The following is a 15,536-nucleotide window of genomic DNA, read 5'->3' as shown; positions in this document are numbered from 1 at the left end:
GGGATACGGAGGCCCCCGACAGTCACCGCCGCCACCGGCGTCCCCCGCGCCCCCGGCGCCGCCGCAAGGCCCGCCACCGCCGCCCCAGAGGCCACCCCAGCCGTACGGATACGGCGTGCCGCAGCAGACCCCGCAGCACATACCACCGCAAGGGCACGGGCAGCCGCACGGATACGGCCGGCCACCGGCGTACGGCCCTCCGCCGCAGCCCCCGCGGCCCGGCCCCGGCCACCCCCAGCAGTACGCCTACCCCCAGTACCCCGCGCAGCAGTACGCGCTCGGCGGTCCCGCCGGCCCGGGCGGTCCTGTCGGAACGTTCCCCCGGGGGCCGTCGCGCAAGAAGCGGACGGGACTGATCGTGCTGCTCGTCCTGGCCGTGCTCGTGCTGGGCGGCACCGGATTCGGGGGCTGGTACTTGTTCTTGGGCTCGGCGAGCAACAACGTGCTGTGGAGCGTGCCGATCCCCGAGTCCGAGCTGGGGCAGACCGCCGCCACCCAGAACAGGGCGGAGACGCGCGGCACCTGGTTCACCGACGAGGCGGTCGTCCACGCCGTGCGGGACGGCGTCAAGGCCTACGACCCCGACACCGGTGAGCAGTTGTGGGCCACCGCCCTCCCCGGCGACGCCACCCAGGCGTGCGTCGCCCCGGAGGACTCCGCCGGCGACATCGGCATCGTCGCGTACGGCGAGGGCACGCTGTGCGACCACGTGGCGGCGTACGACCTCACCGGCGGCGGGGAACTCTGGCACCAGGACCTCAAGCCGGGCGACAGCACGTCGGCGAGTGACGTGTCGGCCGCCCGTGCCGGGGACGTGGTCGTCGTCACCGCGGGGAACAGGACCCGGGCGTTCAAGGCATCGGACGGCACGTCGGCCTGGGACCCCGGGAAGTACGCGACGGAGGACTGCGGCAGCGGCACGTTCGTCGGCGGCGAGGCCCTCATCAGGGTCCGCGGCTGCATGATCATGGACTTCGACGACCCGGAGTACGGCAAGGAGTGGGACGAGGTCGCGTCCATCGACCCGGCCACCGGCAAGGCCCGCTGGACGTACCACCACGCGCTCCCCGAGGACAGCGTCGGCGGTGAACTCGACGCCCGCGACGTCATCTCCACCTCTCCCCCGGTCCTCCTCGAGAACGGCGCCGACGGGGAGGCCCTCTTCTGCCTCGACGACGAGACCGGGAAGGTGCGCAGCGAGTTCTCGCCCCGCACACCGGCCGAGTACGTCATGACCGACGACTCGGCGGGCGCCCCCTGGTCGGAGGCGGCCGTCTTCGGTGACACCTTCGTCATCGGCGCGGGTGAGAGCACGGGCAAGCACCTCATGGCCGCGTACGACCTCGACAGCGGCAAGCAGCTGTGGAGGACCGAGGCGGTCGAGTACCGGGAGTTGTACCCGCTGCCGGAGGCCGGCGACGGCCGCATCCTCGCCTGCATGACCAACAACGACTCCGACCAGGGGCCCGCGCTGGTGGAACTGGGCGCCGGGGACGGAGCGATCACGACCGTCGTCGAGTACCCGGAGGACGTCGACAAGGGCATGTCCATCTGGGCCAGGCCCTACTGGCACGAGGACCGGCTCTACGTCTCCGCGGTGGGCGCGCCCATCACGTTCGGGGACGAGAAGGCGTACTCCCTGGTCGCCCTCCCCACCACCGACCAGCACCGCCGATGACCCCCGAAGAGGCCCTGGCCATCGTCCGCGAACGCCATGCGCAGCCACGACTGCCGGACGGCACGCACGTGCCCCTGGCCGTGTACGAGTTCGACACCGGCTATGTGGTGTACGCGGACTTCCCCGCCGGTACGCGGGACGGGCGCCCGCCCCGGCCCGCGCCGCCGGGCGGCAGCAAGGTCGTCGTCGCCAAGGACACCGGCGAATGCGTCGTCCTCCCCGCCTATCCGAACGAGACGGCCGTCGAGCTGTACCGGCGCCGTCGTGCTCGCCCGCTGAATGATCAGTAAGGAAGCTCACCCATGACGTACCCGACGCCGCCGGGGGGCGGCAATCCGTACCAGCAGCCACCACCTCAGGGAGGCCGGCCACCGCAGGGCCAGAGCCCGGGCCCACTGCCGCCGGTGCCGCCGCAGTACGGAGCGCCTCAGCAAGCCCCGTACCCCCAGGCCGGCCCGTACTCCCAGGCCGGCCCGTACCCCCAGACCGGCCCCTACCCCCAGACCGGCCCGTACTCCGCTCCCCCCGGCGTCCCGCCCACCGTCCCCGTCCCCGGAGCACCCCTGCCGTCCAGCGGCAAGGACCGCACCGGCCGGAAGGTCGCCGGGACCCTGCTCGGCATCGTCGGCGCGCTCGGCCTGCTGGGTGGCGGCATGCTGGCGGCGCACGCGTACGACAACAGCCGGCAGGACGTGCCCAACGCGGAGGCCTACGGCCCGGTGCTGTGGCGCAACGAGACCGCCGAGACCCTCTTCCCCGCGACCGTCGGCGAACCGCCCGACCACCACTACGAGGTGTCGGACGAAGAACTGGCGCACTGGCGGCGCATGGGCATCTCCGAGGACACGTCGTGCTCCGCGGGCCTCAGCGGGGAGACCAAGGAGACTGCGGAGCGCCTCGGCTGCGAGGCCGTGGTGCGCGCCACGTACGTCGATCTCACCGGCGAGATGGTCGCCACGGTCGCCATCGTCGTGATGCCCGCGGGCACGGACGCGGCGGAGGAACTGGGCCAGTACGTGTACGACCAGTCGAACGAGGACCTCCCCGACGCCGCGGTGATGCCGTACAAGGTCCCGGGCACCCTCGCGGCCAAGTGGGACGCGGACGGACGCAACGGCATGGGCGGCTCCGGAATCGGGGGCAACCTCCCCTACGTCGTCGCCGTCACCACCGGCGCGGTCGACGGCCGTCTCGCGTCCCGTCTCCCCGACGAATTCAACGGGTACGGCATCGACACGGAGGACCGGAAGCCGTGGATGGACGAGGCCGAGTCACTGAGCGGCATGTTCCGCACCCACATCATGAACCTGGAGAGGTGAGACGGGCATGACGTTCCAGACCGTACGCGCGACCTGCACCGCCATCGCGCTCACCGGGCTCTGCTGCGCCCTGGCCACCGTTCCGGCACACGCGGACACCCCGGTCGGCTGGGAGGGACAGGCGCTTGGCCTGTCCGCCGCACAGCAGCAGAGCCAGGGCGCGGGGGTGACGGTCGCCGTGCTCGACTCGGGCGCGGAGGCCGGCCATCCGGCGCTCAAGGGCCGGGTGACCACCGGTCCCGACTTCCTCGAGGACGGCCTGCAGCCAGGTGACCCCGAGTGGGGAGGCCACGGCACCGCCATGGCCTCCGACGTCCTCAAGGTGGCACCGAAGGCGAAAGTCCTCTCCGTACGCGTGATCAACGACGAGGAGGATGACGAGGCGACCTACCAGGAGCTGCAGGAACTGCGCAAGCTGGGCAAAAGCCCGATCGCCGAGGGTATCCGCTACGCCGTGGACCACGGGGCCGACGTCATCTCCATGTCGCTCGGCAGTGCCGACTCATGGGGCGCCGACTACTCCGGCGAAGAGACTTCCGCCGTGGCGTACGCCCTGGAGAAGGGTGTGCCGGTGCTCGCCTCCGCGGGCAACGCAGGAGACGAGTTCAACGGCACCTCGTACCCGGCCGGTTACGCGGGTGTGATCGCCGTGGCCGCCACGCAGCGGAACGGCGAGCGTGCCGACTTCTCCACCGTGCACACCTACAACGACGTGGCCGCGCCCGGCGTCGCCATCATGAGTGCCAAGAACACCGGTGGCTACGAGGCGGTGAACGGCACCTCCCCGGCCTGCGCGCTGGCGGCCGGCGTCGTGGCGCTGATGTACGAGAAGAACCCCGACCTCACCCCGGCCCAGGTCAACGACGTACTGATCGCCACCACGAACCGTCCCCCCGAGGGGGGCGGTGCCCTGCTCGGCTACGGCGCGATCGACGCGGCGGCGGCGGTGGAGAAGGCCGCCTCGCCTCCGAAGGACAGAACGGCCGCGGTCGCCCACGAGGGCAAGGAGCACCTGGCGACTCCGGACGGCACCCCGAAGACCACCCACCCCGACCTGGAACAGGGCCTGTGGACAACAGGCCTGGCCGCGGCCGGCACGGGCCTGGTCCTCCTGACCGGCGGCGCCCTCCTTGTCCGCTCGTCCCGCCGCGAACCACCGACGGGAACGGCCGGCGTGCTCCCACCGCCCGGCCCCTCGACCGGCTGACCCCCGGACCGGCCCCGATCCGCGCTCCTGTCACCCGACAGCCCGCCCCGCCGACCGGGGCCGGTCCCCGCGCCCACCCGACCCGCTCTGACCAGCTGATCACCTCCTCCCGAGCAACGGGGGAACCTCACCCCCTTCAAGCCGTCTGCGAGATGAGGTACAGGCCAGGGTGACGAACTCGTCGGGGGGGGTTCAGTGCGACAGGGCTCTCCACCTTGATCGTGGACGCCCCGACAATGGATCTTGACTCCAGGAAGAGAAGTCCCGAGTGGGACCTACAAGCACTCGGCGGAGTTCCGGGCCGACGCGGTGGCACTGGCCCGTTCGTCCAGCCGACCCGTCCCATGCCTCGCCGCCGAGCTCGGCGTGAACCACGAGACGCTGCGGCAATGGATCAAAACCGCGGAACATGCCGAGCTGCTTGACGCGGTCGCGCAGTCCACGTAGGTACAGAGATCGCTGCCTTGCGCAAGCAGGCCCGCGAGCTTTCGAGTTCGCTGCCGACCATCGCGACGCCTTCGGCGTGAAGCGATTCTGCACCGTGCGGACCTGTCCCGGTCCGGGTTCTGCCAGTGGGTGAAGACCGCCCCGGCGCGGGCCGCGAAGAAGGCCGCCGACGCCGCGCTCACCCGGCGGATACGCAAGACCCACACAGCGTCCGGAAAGACGTACAACGCCAAGCGGATCACCGCTGAGCTCCGCGAGGGCGGCGCGCTGGTGAACCGCAAGCGCGTGGAGCGGCTTATGCGCCAACACGGTATTCAGGGACGGAGGCTGAAGGCGGCGGCACCGCACCACGGTCCCGGGCCCCGCCTCCCAGGCGGTGCCCGATCTACTGCGGCGCACCTTCACCGCATCCGCCCCCGACCGGGCCTGGGCCGGCGACATCACCTATCTGCTGGCCGCCGACGGAAAGTTCCTGTACCTGACCACCGTCATCAACGTGTTCTCCCGTCGCCTGCCGGGCTGGTCGATGGCCGATCACACGCGGGCCGAGGCCATCACCGACGTGCTCAACACGGCCGTCCGCACGCGCGACAGACAGGTGGACGGCCTCATCTTCCACAGCGATCACGGAACTCGATACAGGTCGAAGACATTCACCGACGCCTGCCACCAGGCCGGGATCCTCCGGTCCGTGGGAGCGGTCGGCACCTCCGCGGACAACGCCGCAGCGGAGCCGTTCCTCCCCTGACTCCGCATCGGGCCGAACCTCGGTATGACGGCCGGCGGCGGTAGCCATGCCGACGGCCACTAGCGCTGCGGCGGCCACTGCTCCTGCGGCGGAGCCGGGGGCTGCTGCTGGTACGGATTCTGCTGCGGCTGCACGGACTGCTGGTACGGATACTGCTGCGAAGCTGGCTGCCGCCCGTACGCCGGATAGCCACCGGGCGACGCAGGCCCGCCCGGACCGCTCTTGTTGCGCCGGGACAGTCTGACGATGAGCCACACGATGAAACCGAGGACCAGCAAGACGACGACTACGAGAGCCACGAAGACAATCATTCGCTTTTGATCCGCCTTCTTGTTTTCTGCAGCGTAGTCGGCATCCGACCGGCCACCATTCGGGGCAGCGGACGATTCATCTCCTGGCGCCTTGAGTGGACCATACTTTGATCCAGCAGGAACATCCTCCGTCAGTGCAGCGAGCGGGCGGATAGAACCGTATCCATACCGCTCATCAGGTAGAGAGATGCCCTGTACAGAGTCAGGCAAGGAGGCCGTCCTCACAAGACGGTTGGCAATTTGCCCTGCAGTAAGGTCGGGGAACTTTGACCTAAGCAAAGCGGCAGCCGCAGATACGAAAGCAGTCGAATTCGACGTACCATCGGAGATGCGAAGTTTGTCACCGGGCCATCCCGTGCTGACAATTCTGGTCGCCGGCGCTGTCAGAAGTACCTCAGGACCCTGGTTCGACCCCTCCCAAAAGCTTCCGTCATCGCTCACACCCGCCACCGTCAGCACACCCGGGTACTTGGCAGGATAAAGAATTTCCGGCGCCTTGTCCTGATTTCCAGCACCGGCCACTACGAGCACATCGCGCTCGATCGCATATTTCACAGCTTCACGATCGGCCGCACTCTCGTCTCCTACATAACCTGAAATATTGATGATCGACGCACCGTGGTCAACTGCATAGCGGATCTCTTCTGCATAACCAGACCGGTCATCAACATTCTTGCGAATGGGAAGAATCTTAGCTTCCGGCGCAACTCCCATTACACCGTCTTCCGCAGCCGCCCCATGTCCATGGCCCGCAATTATACCTGCCATCTCCGTGCCATGCGAGGGGTCCTCTTCCGAACTGTCAGGCGAAGGGTCGGAGTCTCCGTCGATGAAGTCCTTCCCCTGCAGGACATTGCTTTTCAAGTCAATATGATCACTGTTAACGCCAGTATCGATAACCGCTACAGTGACACCTTCGCCTTTCGTGATACTCCAGGCGGACTCCGCTTGCAGCGTCTCCAGCGCCCACTGGTCGTTTCTAGTCTGATCGGCAGAGGCGACGGGAGCCGCCGCGAAAGACAGAGCGCCAGTCAATGCCGTGGCACCCAGCACACACATCGTTCGCCTAAAGCTCATCCCGTTCGTTCCTCTCCCACCTCTAGCGAACATGGGCGTGGCTCGGAAGCCACGCCCATGCATCCTGTCACGAATTGAGCACAGTACGCGGACGGCTACTCGATGACTCGAGGAGCCGCATTGGTGCCCGGCATCCAGGTCTCCTCGTCCTCAACGAGATAGTCCGGCCGCTCGCTCTCACGGCGCTCCTGATCCTTCGGACGTCCGGTCCGCCCGCCAGGCACACCAGCCACACCACCCTTACGGACAGCGTTAGCGCCCCCAACGGCTCCCCGACTGCGATGCAAACCCGAACCGCCAGCAGTGCCTCTGCCTGCACCAGCCCCAGTGCCAGCCTTGGACGCGCCGCCGATCACTCCGCCTGGCTGACGGACCAAGCCACCTGCACGGGCTGCCCCTCCCCTCACAGCGCCGGGAGCCGCGCCCGTCGTACCACGGCCAGCAGCACCGCCAACCCCTGAAACTCCACGCCCGACAGTGCCACCCGTCACAGCACGACCAGTTACACCACCACGCGTAACACCACCGCCAGGTACAGAGCCTGGAACGCCACTGACTGGACCACCAACAGTGGGCAAACTGCCGTCTACCCCAGCACTGATCACACTAGGACTGCCGGCCGTCGGCGCCGCAGGACGGCCTCCGGAAATACCGTCGATTGTGGTGTTCACTCGCGGCTGCGACGTAGTCGTCTTATGCGCACCACCGCTGATACCTGCGGGTGGGGTGACGGACTTCGACGTGCTAATCGCACTCACTTGGTTACTGCGGGCAGTGACCCCTGTCGCACCTTGCGGGCTTCGCAAGGTTTTTCCTGCAGGGACAGCTACGGCCGCAGGCGGAGTTCCGCCAGGGTCTCCCGGATAGTCTTCACCGTCATTGATATTTCCGGTGTTCCCTTTCCACGAGCCCATCTCCAGCGCGCGCCTGTTATAGGCCGCCCCCAGGATCTCCATCTGCTCAGCCATCTTGAGCTGTGCTTCTCGTCCAGCGGACAGACTTCCCTCGTGCTTGGAGAGAACGTCCGCTGAACTGGCTCCGTTTCCCAGGTCCGAGTCGGCGCCTGAAGCGTCTCGGTCACCCAAGTCACCGACCCAGTCGAGTTTGCTGGCGAGACCACTGGGCTTCTGCATCGCCAGCACCTTGGGCCGGATGTCAGCCAGCGTCTCGGCGGCACCGGCAAGCGACTTCGAGGTGTACTCGGCGTATTTGGCGCTGTCAGTGATCTTCCGGCTCACAACCCGCGCCCGCTCCCGGAACAGGTCCGCGCTCTGCCCCTCCCAGTGGGCAAGCACGTGCTCGACAGCGCTCTCAAGGGCAGCCTTGATCCCGTCCGCACCGACCAAGTCCTGCTGAAGCGCTTCCCACCCCTTGGCCACATCCCTCACAGTTTCCGGGTCTGCGTCTCGGACCATGTCCTTCATCTGGTCCATGTCGTAGTTCAGACCGAACTGCGTAGTGCTTTCACCAACGAAGCACTGGTTCGCCGGGACGTACTCGAAGTTGTCGACGGCCTTCTCGCCCATGGCTATATCCCCCTCATCTCTACGTAGCAGAAAACGATGTCACTTGCGGTTGAACGCAGCTCTGTTCTGTGCCTCAGCATCAGCGAACGCGTCGTGTGTCCTCTTCGTTTTCTGCCCGAAGTCGTCCAACACCTGCTCCAGGTGTTCAACAATCTCGTAGAGGCGTTCCTTCATCGCTTCGTGCGCGCTGTACAGCGCCGTGGCCTCTTTGAAGCCGGTTCCGAGAGCACGCTGCGGCAGATACGTCTTGTTCTTGCAATTGGACGAAGACGTACCCATGTCCGCCAGAACACGATTCAGCCGCGAGATCGTGCCCTCGATCTCACTCAGATCGACCTTGTACTGCTCAGCCATCCTTGACTCCCCGTTGATTTCACTTTGCCGCCCACACCCTGCCCACGCCGCCATTCACTGAGCCACCGTCTGCGGCGAACACGTAACTACTGCTGAGGTGGCCACTGCCCCTGCGGCGGAGCAGGCGGCTGCTGATAGTACGGATTCTGCTGCGGCTGGACCGGCTGCTGGTACGGGTTCTGCTGCGGGGCGATGTACTGCTGACCGCCAAGAGGGTGACCGCCGGGCCCACCGCCGTTGCCCCGGTTTCGCCTGGACATCTTGACGACCAAAAACACGATCAAGGCGATGAAGGCGATGGCCACAAGGCCGATAACCGCCCAAATTAGCATAGCTTTCCTGTCCGCCTTTTCTTGATCCTCGCCAGATTTGCCGGCAGCGGGCGCCGCAGACTGCTTCAGAGAATCCGGAACAGTAAGCGGACCGTACTTCGAGCCGGCCGGAATATCTTCTTCCAGCGCAGCGAGTGGCTGAATGATGCCATAGCCGTAGTGTTCGTCCGGAAGGGACAGGCCCTCCTCGGAATCGGGCAGAGCCGCCGTCTTCACAAGACGATTTGCAACCTGGCCTGCCGACAGGTCTGGAAACTTTGATCGCAGCAATGCTGCTGCTGCTGAAACATAGGCCGCCGCGTCGGAGGTACCCGTACCGGAACGGAGCTTGTCAGCGCCAGGCCACCCGGCACTTACGATGTGAGTGGCTGGGGCTGTCAAAAGGACTTCGGGGCCATAGTTAGATTTATCCCAAATCATTCCCCCGTTGTCCACGCCGCCCACGGTCAGTACGCCCGGGTAATTCTTGGGATATTCGACAATATCACCTTTACCGTCATTGCCAGAGGCGGTAATGATCAAGACGTCGCGCTCAAGGGCGTACTCAACGGCTTCACGGTCTTCCGGATACTCCCGATCAACGGCGACAGACATATTTATCACAGAAGCACCCTGGTCCACCGCATAGCGAATCTCATCCGCATAGCCGCCACCACCCTCCCGAATAGGGAGAATTTTCGCTTCAGGTGCAAGGCCCATGACTCCGTCTGTCGCGCCCACTCCGTGCCCGTGCCCAGCGATGAGTGAAGCCATACCCGTGCCGTGCTCAGGTGCAGAATCTGAGGCGTCCGGCGTGGGATCTTCATCGCCATCCTCAAAATCTTTACCCTTGAGGACATTGTCCTGAAGGTCCACATGCTCAGCGTTGACTCCGCTATCGATAACTGCGACAGTTACGCCACGCCCTTTAGAAATTTTCCACACAGATTCTGCGTTAAGGGCTTCAAGCGCCCATTGATCGCGTCTGGTCTGGTCGGCAGAAGCAGAGTGGGCTGTCGTAAGGATCAGCGAGCCGGTTACTGCCACTGCACTCAGGGAACGCACCGCACGCTCGAAAGCCATTCGATCTTCCTCTCCCGTTACCGCGCGTGGGCGTGGCCCAAAGGCCACGCCCACGCACTACTACCACGTGCCGACTGGGACTGTATGTCGACCGCTACTCGATGACTCGGGGTGCCGCGTTGGACTGCGGCATCCAAGTCTCTTCGTCCTCTACGAGGTAGTCCGGACGCTCCCCCTCATGGCGTTCCTCGTCCTTCGGACGTCCGGTCCGCCCGGTGGGGATACCCGCCATGCCCCCCTTACGGACTGCGCCAGCACCTCCTGCGGCGCCGCGACTGCGGTGGAGACCCGCGCCACCGGCAGTTCCCTTGCCGGCGCCAGCTCCCGTACCGGCTCTGGGTGTGCCCCCGACAACACCGCCAGACTGACGAGCCAAGCCACCGGCGCGCGCAGCGCCGCCCTTCGCCGCGCCAGCGCCAGCAGCGCCTGCGGCACCGCGGCCGGTCATCCCCCCCACGCCCGCGCTTGCCCGACCAGCCGTGCCGCCCGCTGCTGAGCCTGCCCGGCCAACCGCGCCACCTGTACTCCCACGGCCACCGGCCACGCCGGGCGCAATGCCAGGTACTCCTCCAACTTGGGTCCCGGCACCGGGCACATTGCCGGTGGTCGACGCACCTCCAACAGGGTTCGGAGTACCTGCTCCAGGAACCCCCTGCCGACCTGCCGAAATCCCGTCGATCGCGGTGTTCACCTGCGGTCGCGGCGAGGTGGACTTGTGCGCACCACCTGTGATGCCCGATGGCGAGTTCACAGACTTCGATGAACTGATCGTACCGACAGTGCCACGCTGGGCGGTTCCCGTGGTCGTGCCTTGTGGACTACGGGGGGAGCGTGTCGTCGGCATGACTACGGGAGTAGGCGCGACGCCGCCGGGATCCCCTGGGTAGTCTTCCTCGCCATCATGCCGAGGGTTGCGATTCCATGACCCCATGGCCTTGCTCTGCGAGTTGTAAGCAGCCCCCAGCGTCTCCATCTTGGCGGCCATCTTCAGCTGCGCCTCCCGGCCGGCCGAGAGGTCGTCGTGGTTGTTGTCGAGGGCCTGTTGTGCGCCGGCGCCGGAGGACAGGTCCTTGTTCAGGCCGTCGTCGCTTCGGGTGAAGCCGTCTCCCAGGCTGTTCAGAGCGCTGGAGACCGCGCTCGGCTTCTCCATCGCCAGGACTTCTTCCTTGATGGGGCCCAGCGCGGAACTGGCGTTCTTCATGGCGGTCGACGTGTGCCTGGCGTAGGTCGCGCAGTCACCGAGGCTCTTGCTGACCCGCTTCGCCTTCGTGGCGAAGTTTTCGGCGGCCGAACCCGTCCAGTGGGCCTGGATGCGGGACACCTCTTCGTCGAAGTCGCGTTGAATGGTGACCAACGCGTCCGAGAGACCCTTCCAGCCTTCAGCGACCCCTTCCACGAGGTCCGGCCTCGCGTTCTGGAGCATGGCCTGCATCTCGTCCATGTTCTTGTCGCTCGCGAAGGGCGTCGAGTGCTTCTCGTTGAAGCACTTGTTCATCTCGGTGTAGTCGTAGTCGATCTGCTTGTCGCTGTCAGCCATGCCCCCGTGCCCCCTTGTTTCCTCGCGTCTCGACTCCCAGTACCTTCACGGCTCGCTACTTCCCGGCGTTCGGGAAACTCGCCTGGGCCTCGTAGTCGGAGTCCTGATAGGCGCCGAGCGAGTACTTCGTCTTCTGCCCGAACTCGTCCATGAGGGTGTTGAGGTATCCCACGACGTCCTCGATGTACGTCTTCATCTGGTTGTGAGCGTCGGCGAGCTTGTCCGCCTCTTCGAAGCCGCTGCCGAGAGCGCCTGCCGGCAGATAGGTCCTGGTCTTTACGTCCGTGTCCGCCTTGCCGAGACCACTCAGTAGGTGGTTCAGCGCGGTGACCGTCTTCTCCAGCTCGTCGAGATCTACGCTGACTTCTTCAGCCATGCTGTGACTCCCCGTTGAATTCCACGTTGTTGCCTGCACCCTGCTTCCGCCGCCAGTCGCTGAGCACCCGGCCTCCCCCGACCAACAGAAGCACCGCCGCGAAGCCGGCCGCCAGTACGTACAGCGCGTACCGTTCCGTCCGCTCCTGTTCCGACTCGCCCAGGACCAGGGTCGCGGCCTGGACGTCGGCGGCGTCGCCGGCGGGGCCTATCGGGTCAGGGGTCGGGCCGTCCTCGGAGGGTTCGGTCGTGTCCTCGTTGAGGGCCGCGGCCGGGTCGACGACGCCCCAGCCGACGAAGTCGTCGCGCTCCGCCTTGGTGCGGTCGGCCGTCTGCTCGATCTGGGTGATGACCTGCCGGTACGACCAGTCGGGATGCTTGGCGCGGATCAGGGCCGCGACGCCCGAGACGTACGGGGCCGCGAAACTGGTGCCCTGGTCGACGCAGTGGCCGCCCGCCGGGACGGTCGAGACCATGTCGATGCCCGGTGCCGCGACGCCCACGAAGTCTCCCGACTGGGAGAAGGGGGCGCGGGCGTTGTTGCGGTCGGAGGCGGCGACCGCCAGGACGCCCGGGTAGGCCGCCGGGTAGGTCTCCTTGGTCTTGCCGTCCGCGCCGTCGTTGCCGGCCGCGGCGACGATCAGCGCGTCCTCCTCCTGGGCGTACTCGACGGCCGCCTGGAAGGCCGCGTGGACCGACGCGTCCATGGTGGAAGCGGTGTCCTGCGAGATGTTGATGACGTCGGCGCCGGCGTCGGCCGCGTACTTGATGGCCTGGATCATCGTGCCGACGTTGCCGCTGCCCTGGTCGTCGTTCTGCCGGATCGGGATGATCGTGGCTTCCGGGGCTATGCCGATGAAGCCGCTCTCGGCGGACCTGCGGGCGGCGATGATGCCCGCGACCTTGGTGCCGTGACCGACCTCGTCGGTCCTGCCGTCGCCGCCCTTGGACAGGAAGTCCTTACCGGACACGACCGCGGACTTGAGCTGGCTGTTGACGGCGTCGACGCCGGTGTCGATGACGGCGACCTTCACGCCCTCGCCCTTGGTGTCCTGCCACAGCTGGTCGAGGACGACGCGCTGCAGGGACCAAGGCGTTCCCTTGATCGGGTCGGAGGGGAAGGAGCAACTGGTGTCGTCGACCTGGAACCGTACGCCGTCGTCGGCCAAGGTGGTCCGCACCCCGTCGGCGGCGGATGCCGGTACGGTGCCCGCGAAGGGCAGCGCGCAGACGAGGACCGCCAGGGCGGCGGTGCCCGCGGCCGTCCGACGCGCGGCGTGCGATGCCCCGGTACCCACTGTCTTACGTCCTCCCGTTAGTTCTGCCCGGGACGTACGGACCGGCCCCCTGCCGGAAGATCCTTACGTCCCGTCAACCGCCGATGGGGGCGAGCACGCCGTCGCGCACCCGCCCCCATCGAGCGATCACGTCAGCCGCCCCAGATGGCGGCGTTCTTCTGCTCGGTGGCCTGGTAGTTCTGCGCGGCACCGTCGAGGGCCTTGGCGATGGCCTCCAGCGTCTGCTGCATGGAGCTGGCGCGCTGGTCCCACTCGGTCTGCTTGGCCTGGTAGGCCTCCTGCGCCTGGCCTTCCCAGCTGGCGGCGATCTTCTTCACACCGGCCTCCAGTTCGTCCAGCTGACGGCGGATGTTGTTCGCCGTCGAGCGGACGTCCTGGGCGGCCTGGGAGATCGTCTGGAAATTGACGAGGATCTGCCCGGACATGTCTTGTGTCTCCTCAGTGATGTCGGTGGTCGGTCACGGCCGTGCGCCGCGGCGCACGGGGCCGATCACCCGAACGGGGACTGGGCAGCGATGCTCTGGATGGACGAGCGCTGCTCCTCTTCCGAAGCCGCGTAAGCCTTGGTGCTCTGGTCGACGGCTTCCTTGATGTCGTTCAAGATCTGGTTGATCTTGTTCGCATCCTGGTTCACCTGCGACTGCAGGTTGTTGTAGGCCGTGGCCGCCGAGCCCTTCCAGCCGCCCGTGATGGTGTCGATCACGGTCTGCAGCCGACGGATCTCGGACTGAATCGAGGAGTTGACCGAGGAGATGCGACCGCTGAACGCGACCATCTCCTCCTCGGTCATGGTGAACTGCTGTCCAGCCATGCTGTGTCCCCCATGAGACGTAGAAGTACTGGTTGGATCCGCAAACACGGCACGACCGCCGCCTCGCGGCGACAGTCGTATCCAGTCTGATCTGGGTCCACTCTAAACGCATCCACTGACAGAGCGAACAGGAGATTGGACATGTAGTGAGATCGCGAAGCGCTCAACGCAGGTCCTTCACGCGTTAGTTGGCAAGGCCACCTCGCCGGTGCCGATCGTCGCCGCTCCGGAAGCGCACGGTCAGCGGTCCCGGGAATGGAGGTACGCCTGGGCGTAGGCGACTCGGACGTCCAGGTGCTGAGGATCGAGGTGGTAGACCTTGTTCAGTCCCCGGTACTCCATGGCCGTACCCGCGCCCGGACCACGCCAGCGGGTGCGGCTCGGGCCCCTGACGTGGATGTCGTCGCCGTCTCCGTTGATGAGCGAGTACACCGCCACGCAGAGCCAGAGGACCGCCCAGAGTGGGAACGTGAAGTAGTACGTCAACCATGAGTGCCAGGTACCGACCTTGCCGGTGACCGGCCCCGCGGCAGTGGCCGGCTCCACCGTCCAACGGACCCTGCGGGGACCCAATAGGAGGCGGCCCGGGCGGCGCGTGACGCGGGCGAGCGGCGTACCGTCAGCGGCGGACACGTCGTACGTCCCCCGGCCGACGGGCAGTACGGAGCACAGCGGGCCTCCGTCAGGACCTCCCCAGAGCGTGAACGGCGCGCGGGGTGTCTTGTCGGCCCTGTCGCTCCGCTCTACGCCGATCCGTGCGACGGGTGCCGCCTGGCCGCCCGCGGCCCAGAGGCGGATCGACTCGCCCATCTCGCCCGCGATGGAATGCCTGACGGCCGGAATCGGCGTGTACGGACCGGCTGTGGTGTCCGGTTCGGGCGCCCACAACCGTGTTTCCTGCGGGAGAGGCTGTGGCCGCCGCCGCTGTTCCGAGGGTTCCGCCGGCCGGCGGAGCACCAGCCACGTCGGTGCGTAGCGCGCGGTGTCCTCGGGCAGGTGCCAGCCGTGCTCCCGCGCGATCTGCAACGCCCTGGTCGCACCGATCTGCCGGTAGTAGCTGTCGTCCACCTGAAGGGTCCGCGGGGTGTCCGCCGGGCGGCCGTCGGCGGCCGGGAGGATGGTGAGCCGCTCCCGCAAGCGCGCCTCCACCGCGCCGTGATCCGTACTCCGCTCGCGCCGCAGCCGTGCACGGCTCAGCCAGATACGCCGGGGCGGACGGGTCCGAGGACCCCCTGACGCGGTGTGGACGGCCTCCAGGATCGCGCTGAGGACAGGGGTCAGGATCCAGCCGATCGCGTACAGCACACCCCACAGCCACTGGAAGACGTACCGGCTCCACAGCCGGACTGCGGACTTGGGAGGGCGTGGGCCCCACGCCGGATCTGTCTGGTGCATGCTCATCCAAGTTACGTCGGTGGGTGCCGGCCGAGACTGATGTCGCCGCCCCGTGTCCC

16 protein-coding genes and 1 pseudogene are annotated in these 15,536 nt (G+C 66.8%); 7 read left to right on the top strand and 10 right to left on the bottom strand.

From position 1 onward, the window contains the following. The first annotated feature begins 115 nt into the window (after nt 1-115). From ACY1JF_RS27205 to ACY1JF_RS27175, 7 genes and pseudogenes are all read left to right on the top strand, one after another. On the top strand, nt 116-1,678 hold the full coding sequence (locus ACY1JF_RS27205; protein WP_462707905.1) for an outer membrane protein assembly factor BamB family protein: 1,563 nt from the start codon (nt 116-118) through the stop codon (nt 1,676-1,678). Beyond that, nucleotides 1,675-1,968 (top strand): hypothetical protein, encoded by a 294-nt coding sequence (locus ACY1JF_RS27200; RefSeq protein WP_462707904.1) that lies wholly within the window; start codon nt 1,675-1,677, stop codon nt 1,966-1,968. Before ACY1JF_RS27205 ends, ACY1JF_RS27200 begins: the two co-directional genes overlap by 4 nt. Before the next feature lie 12 nt (nt 1,969-1,980). Beyond that, nucleotides 1,981-2,997 carry a hypothetical protein gene (locus ACY1JF_RS27195; RefSeq protein ID WP_462707903.1) on the top strand — a complete coding sequence of 339 codons (1,017 nt, stop codon included), beginning with the start codon at nt 1,981-1,983 and terminating at the stop codon, nt 2,995-2,997. Between the two features lie 7 nt (nt 2,998-3,004). Further along, the gene (locus ACY1JF_RS27190; protein ID WP_462707902.1) at nt 3,005-4,204 is read left to right on the top strand and encodes a S8 family peptidase; all 1,200 of its coding nucleotides are present in this window, start codon (nt 3,005-3,007) and stop codon (nt 4,202-4,204) included. A gap of 243 nt (nt 4,205-4,447) precedes the next feature. Then, nucleotides 4,448-4,651, top strand: a complete 204-nt coding sequence (locus tag ACY1JF_RS27185; protein ID WP_462707901.1) for a transposase — start codon at nt 4,448-4,450, stop codon at nt 4,649-4,651. Nucleotides 4,652-4,780: 129 nt separating this feature from the next. Further along, nucleotides 4,781-4,969, top strand: a pseudogene (locus ACY1JF_RS27180) (IS3 family transposase); the annotation flags it as partial. Nucleotides 4,970-5,027: 58 nt separating this feature from the next. After that, a complete protein-coding gene (locus ACY1JF_RS27175; RefSeq protein ID WP_462707900.1) occupies nt 5,028-5,399 on the top strand; it encodes a DDE-type integrase/transposase/recombinase in 372 nt (123 codons plus the stop codon). Between the two features lie 59 nt (nt 5,400-5,458). Here ACY1JF_RS27175 and mycP (ACY1JF_RS27170) read toward each other — a convergent pair whose 3' ends face one another. The 10 genes from mycP (ACY1JF_RS27170) to ACY1JF_RS27125 all read right to left on the bottom strand — a co-directional run bounded on the left by mycP (ACY1JF_RS27170) (nt 5,459) and on the right by ACY1JF_RS27125 (nt 15,477). After that, complete coding sequence (gene mycP / locus ACY1JF_RS27170; protein ID WP_462707899.1) at nt 5,459-6,787, bottom strand: type VII secretion-associated serine protease mycosin; 1,329 nt, start codon at nt 6,785-6,787, stop codon at nt 5,459-5,461. Nucleotides 6,788-6,882: 95 nt separating this feature from the next. Further along, nucleotides 6,883-8,313, bottom strand: a complete 1,431-nt coding sequence (locus tag ACY1JF_RS27165) for a WXG100 family type VII secretion target (protein ID WP_462707898.1) — start codon at nt 8,311-8,313, stop codon at nt 6,883-6,885. 39 nt (nt 8,314-8,352) lie between these two features. Next, a complete protein-coding gene (locus tag ACY1JF_RS27160) occupies nt 8,353-8,667 on the bottom strand; it encodes a WXG100 family type VII secretion target (RefSeq protein ID WP_462707897.1) in 315 nt (104 codons plus the stop codon). An 86-nt stretch (nt 8,668-8,753) separates the two neighbouring features. After that, a complete protein-coding gene (locus ACY1JF_RS27155; protein ID WP_462707896.1) occupies nt 8,754-10,061 on the bottom strand; it encodes a S8 family serine peptidase in 1,308 nt (435 codons plus the stop codon). 94 nt (nt 10,062-10,155) lie between these two features. After that, the gene (locus ACY1JF_RS27150; RefSeq protein WP_462707895.1) at nt 10,156-11,598 is read right to left on the bottom strand and encodes a WXG100 family type VII secretion target; all 1,443 of its coding nucleotides are present in this window, start codon (nt 11,596-11,598) and stop codon (nt 10,156-10,158) included. Between the two features lie 55 nt (nt 11,599-11,653). Further along, complete coding sequence (locus ACY1JF_RS27145; RefSeq protein ID WP_462707894.1) at nt 11,654-11,974, bottom strand: hypothetical protein; 321 nt, start codon at nt 11,972-11,974, stop codon at nt 11,654-11,656. Continuing rightward, the gene (gene mycP, locus ACY1JF_RS27140) at nt 11,967-13,271 is read right to left on the bottom strand and encodes a type VII secretion-associated serine protease mycosin (protein ID WP_462707893.1); all 1,305 of its coding nucleotides are present in this window, start codon (nt 13,269-13,271) and stop codon (nt 11,967-11,969) included. Before mycP (ACY1JF_RS27140) ends, ACY1JF_RS27145 begins: the two co-directional genes overlap by 8 nt. Before the next feature lie 131 nt (nt 13,272-13,402). Further along, complete coding sequence (locus ACY1JF_RS27135; protein WP_462707892.1) at nt 13,403-13,696, bottom strand: WXG100 family type VII secretion target; 294 nt, start codon at nt 13,694-13,696, stop codon at nt 13,403-13,405. A 65-nt stretch (nt 13,697-13,761) separates the two neighbouring features. Beyond that, nucleotides 13,762-14,082: a WXG100 family type VII secretion target gene (locus ACY1JF_RS27130; RefSeq protein ID WP_189424222.1), complete on the bottom strand. Its 321-nt coding sequence runs from the start codon at nt 14,080-14,082 to the stop codon at nt 13,762-13,764. 240 nt (nt 14,083-14,322) lie between these two features. After that, nucleotides 14,323-15,477, bottom strand: a complete 1,155-nt coding sequence (locus tag ACY1JF_RS27125; RefSeq protein ID WP_462707891.1) for a hypothetical protein — start codon at nt 15,475-15,477, stop codon at nt 14,323-14,325. Nucleotides 15,478-15,536: the final 59 nt, after the last annotated feature.

The organism is Streptomyces sp. SYSU D01066-1 (assembly GCF_054956795.1).
This window is presented reverse-complemented; position numbering and strand designations above follow the sequence as displayed.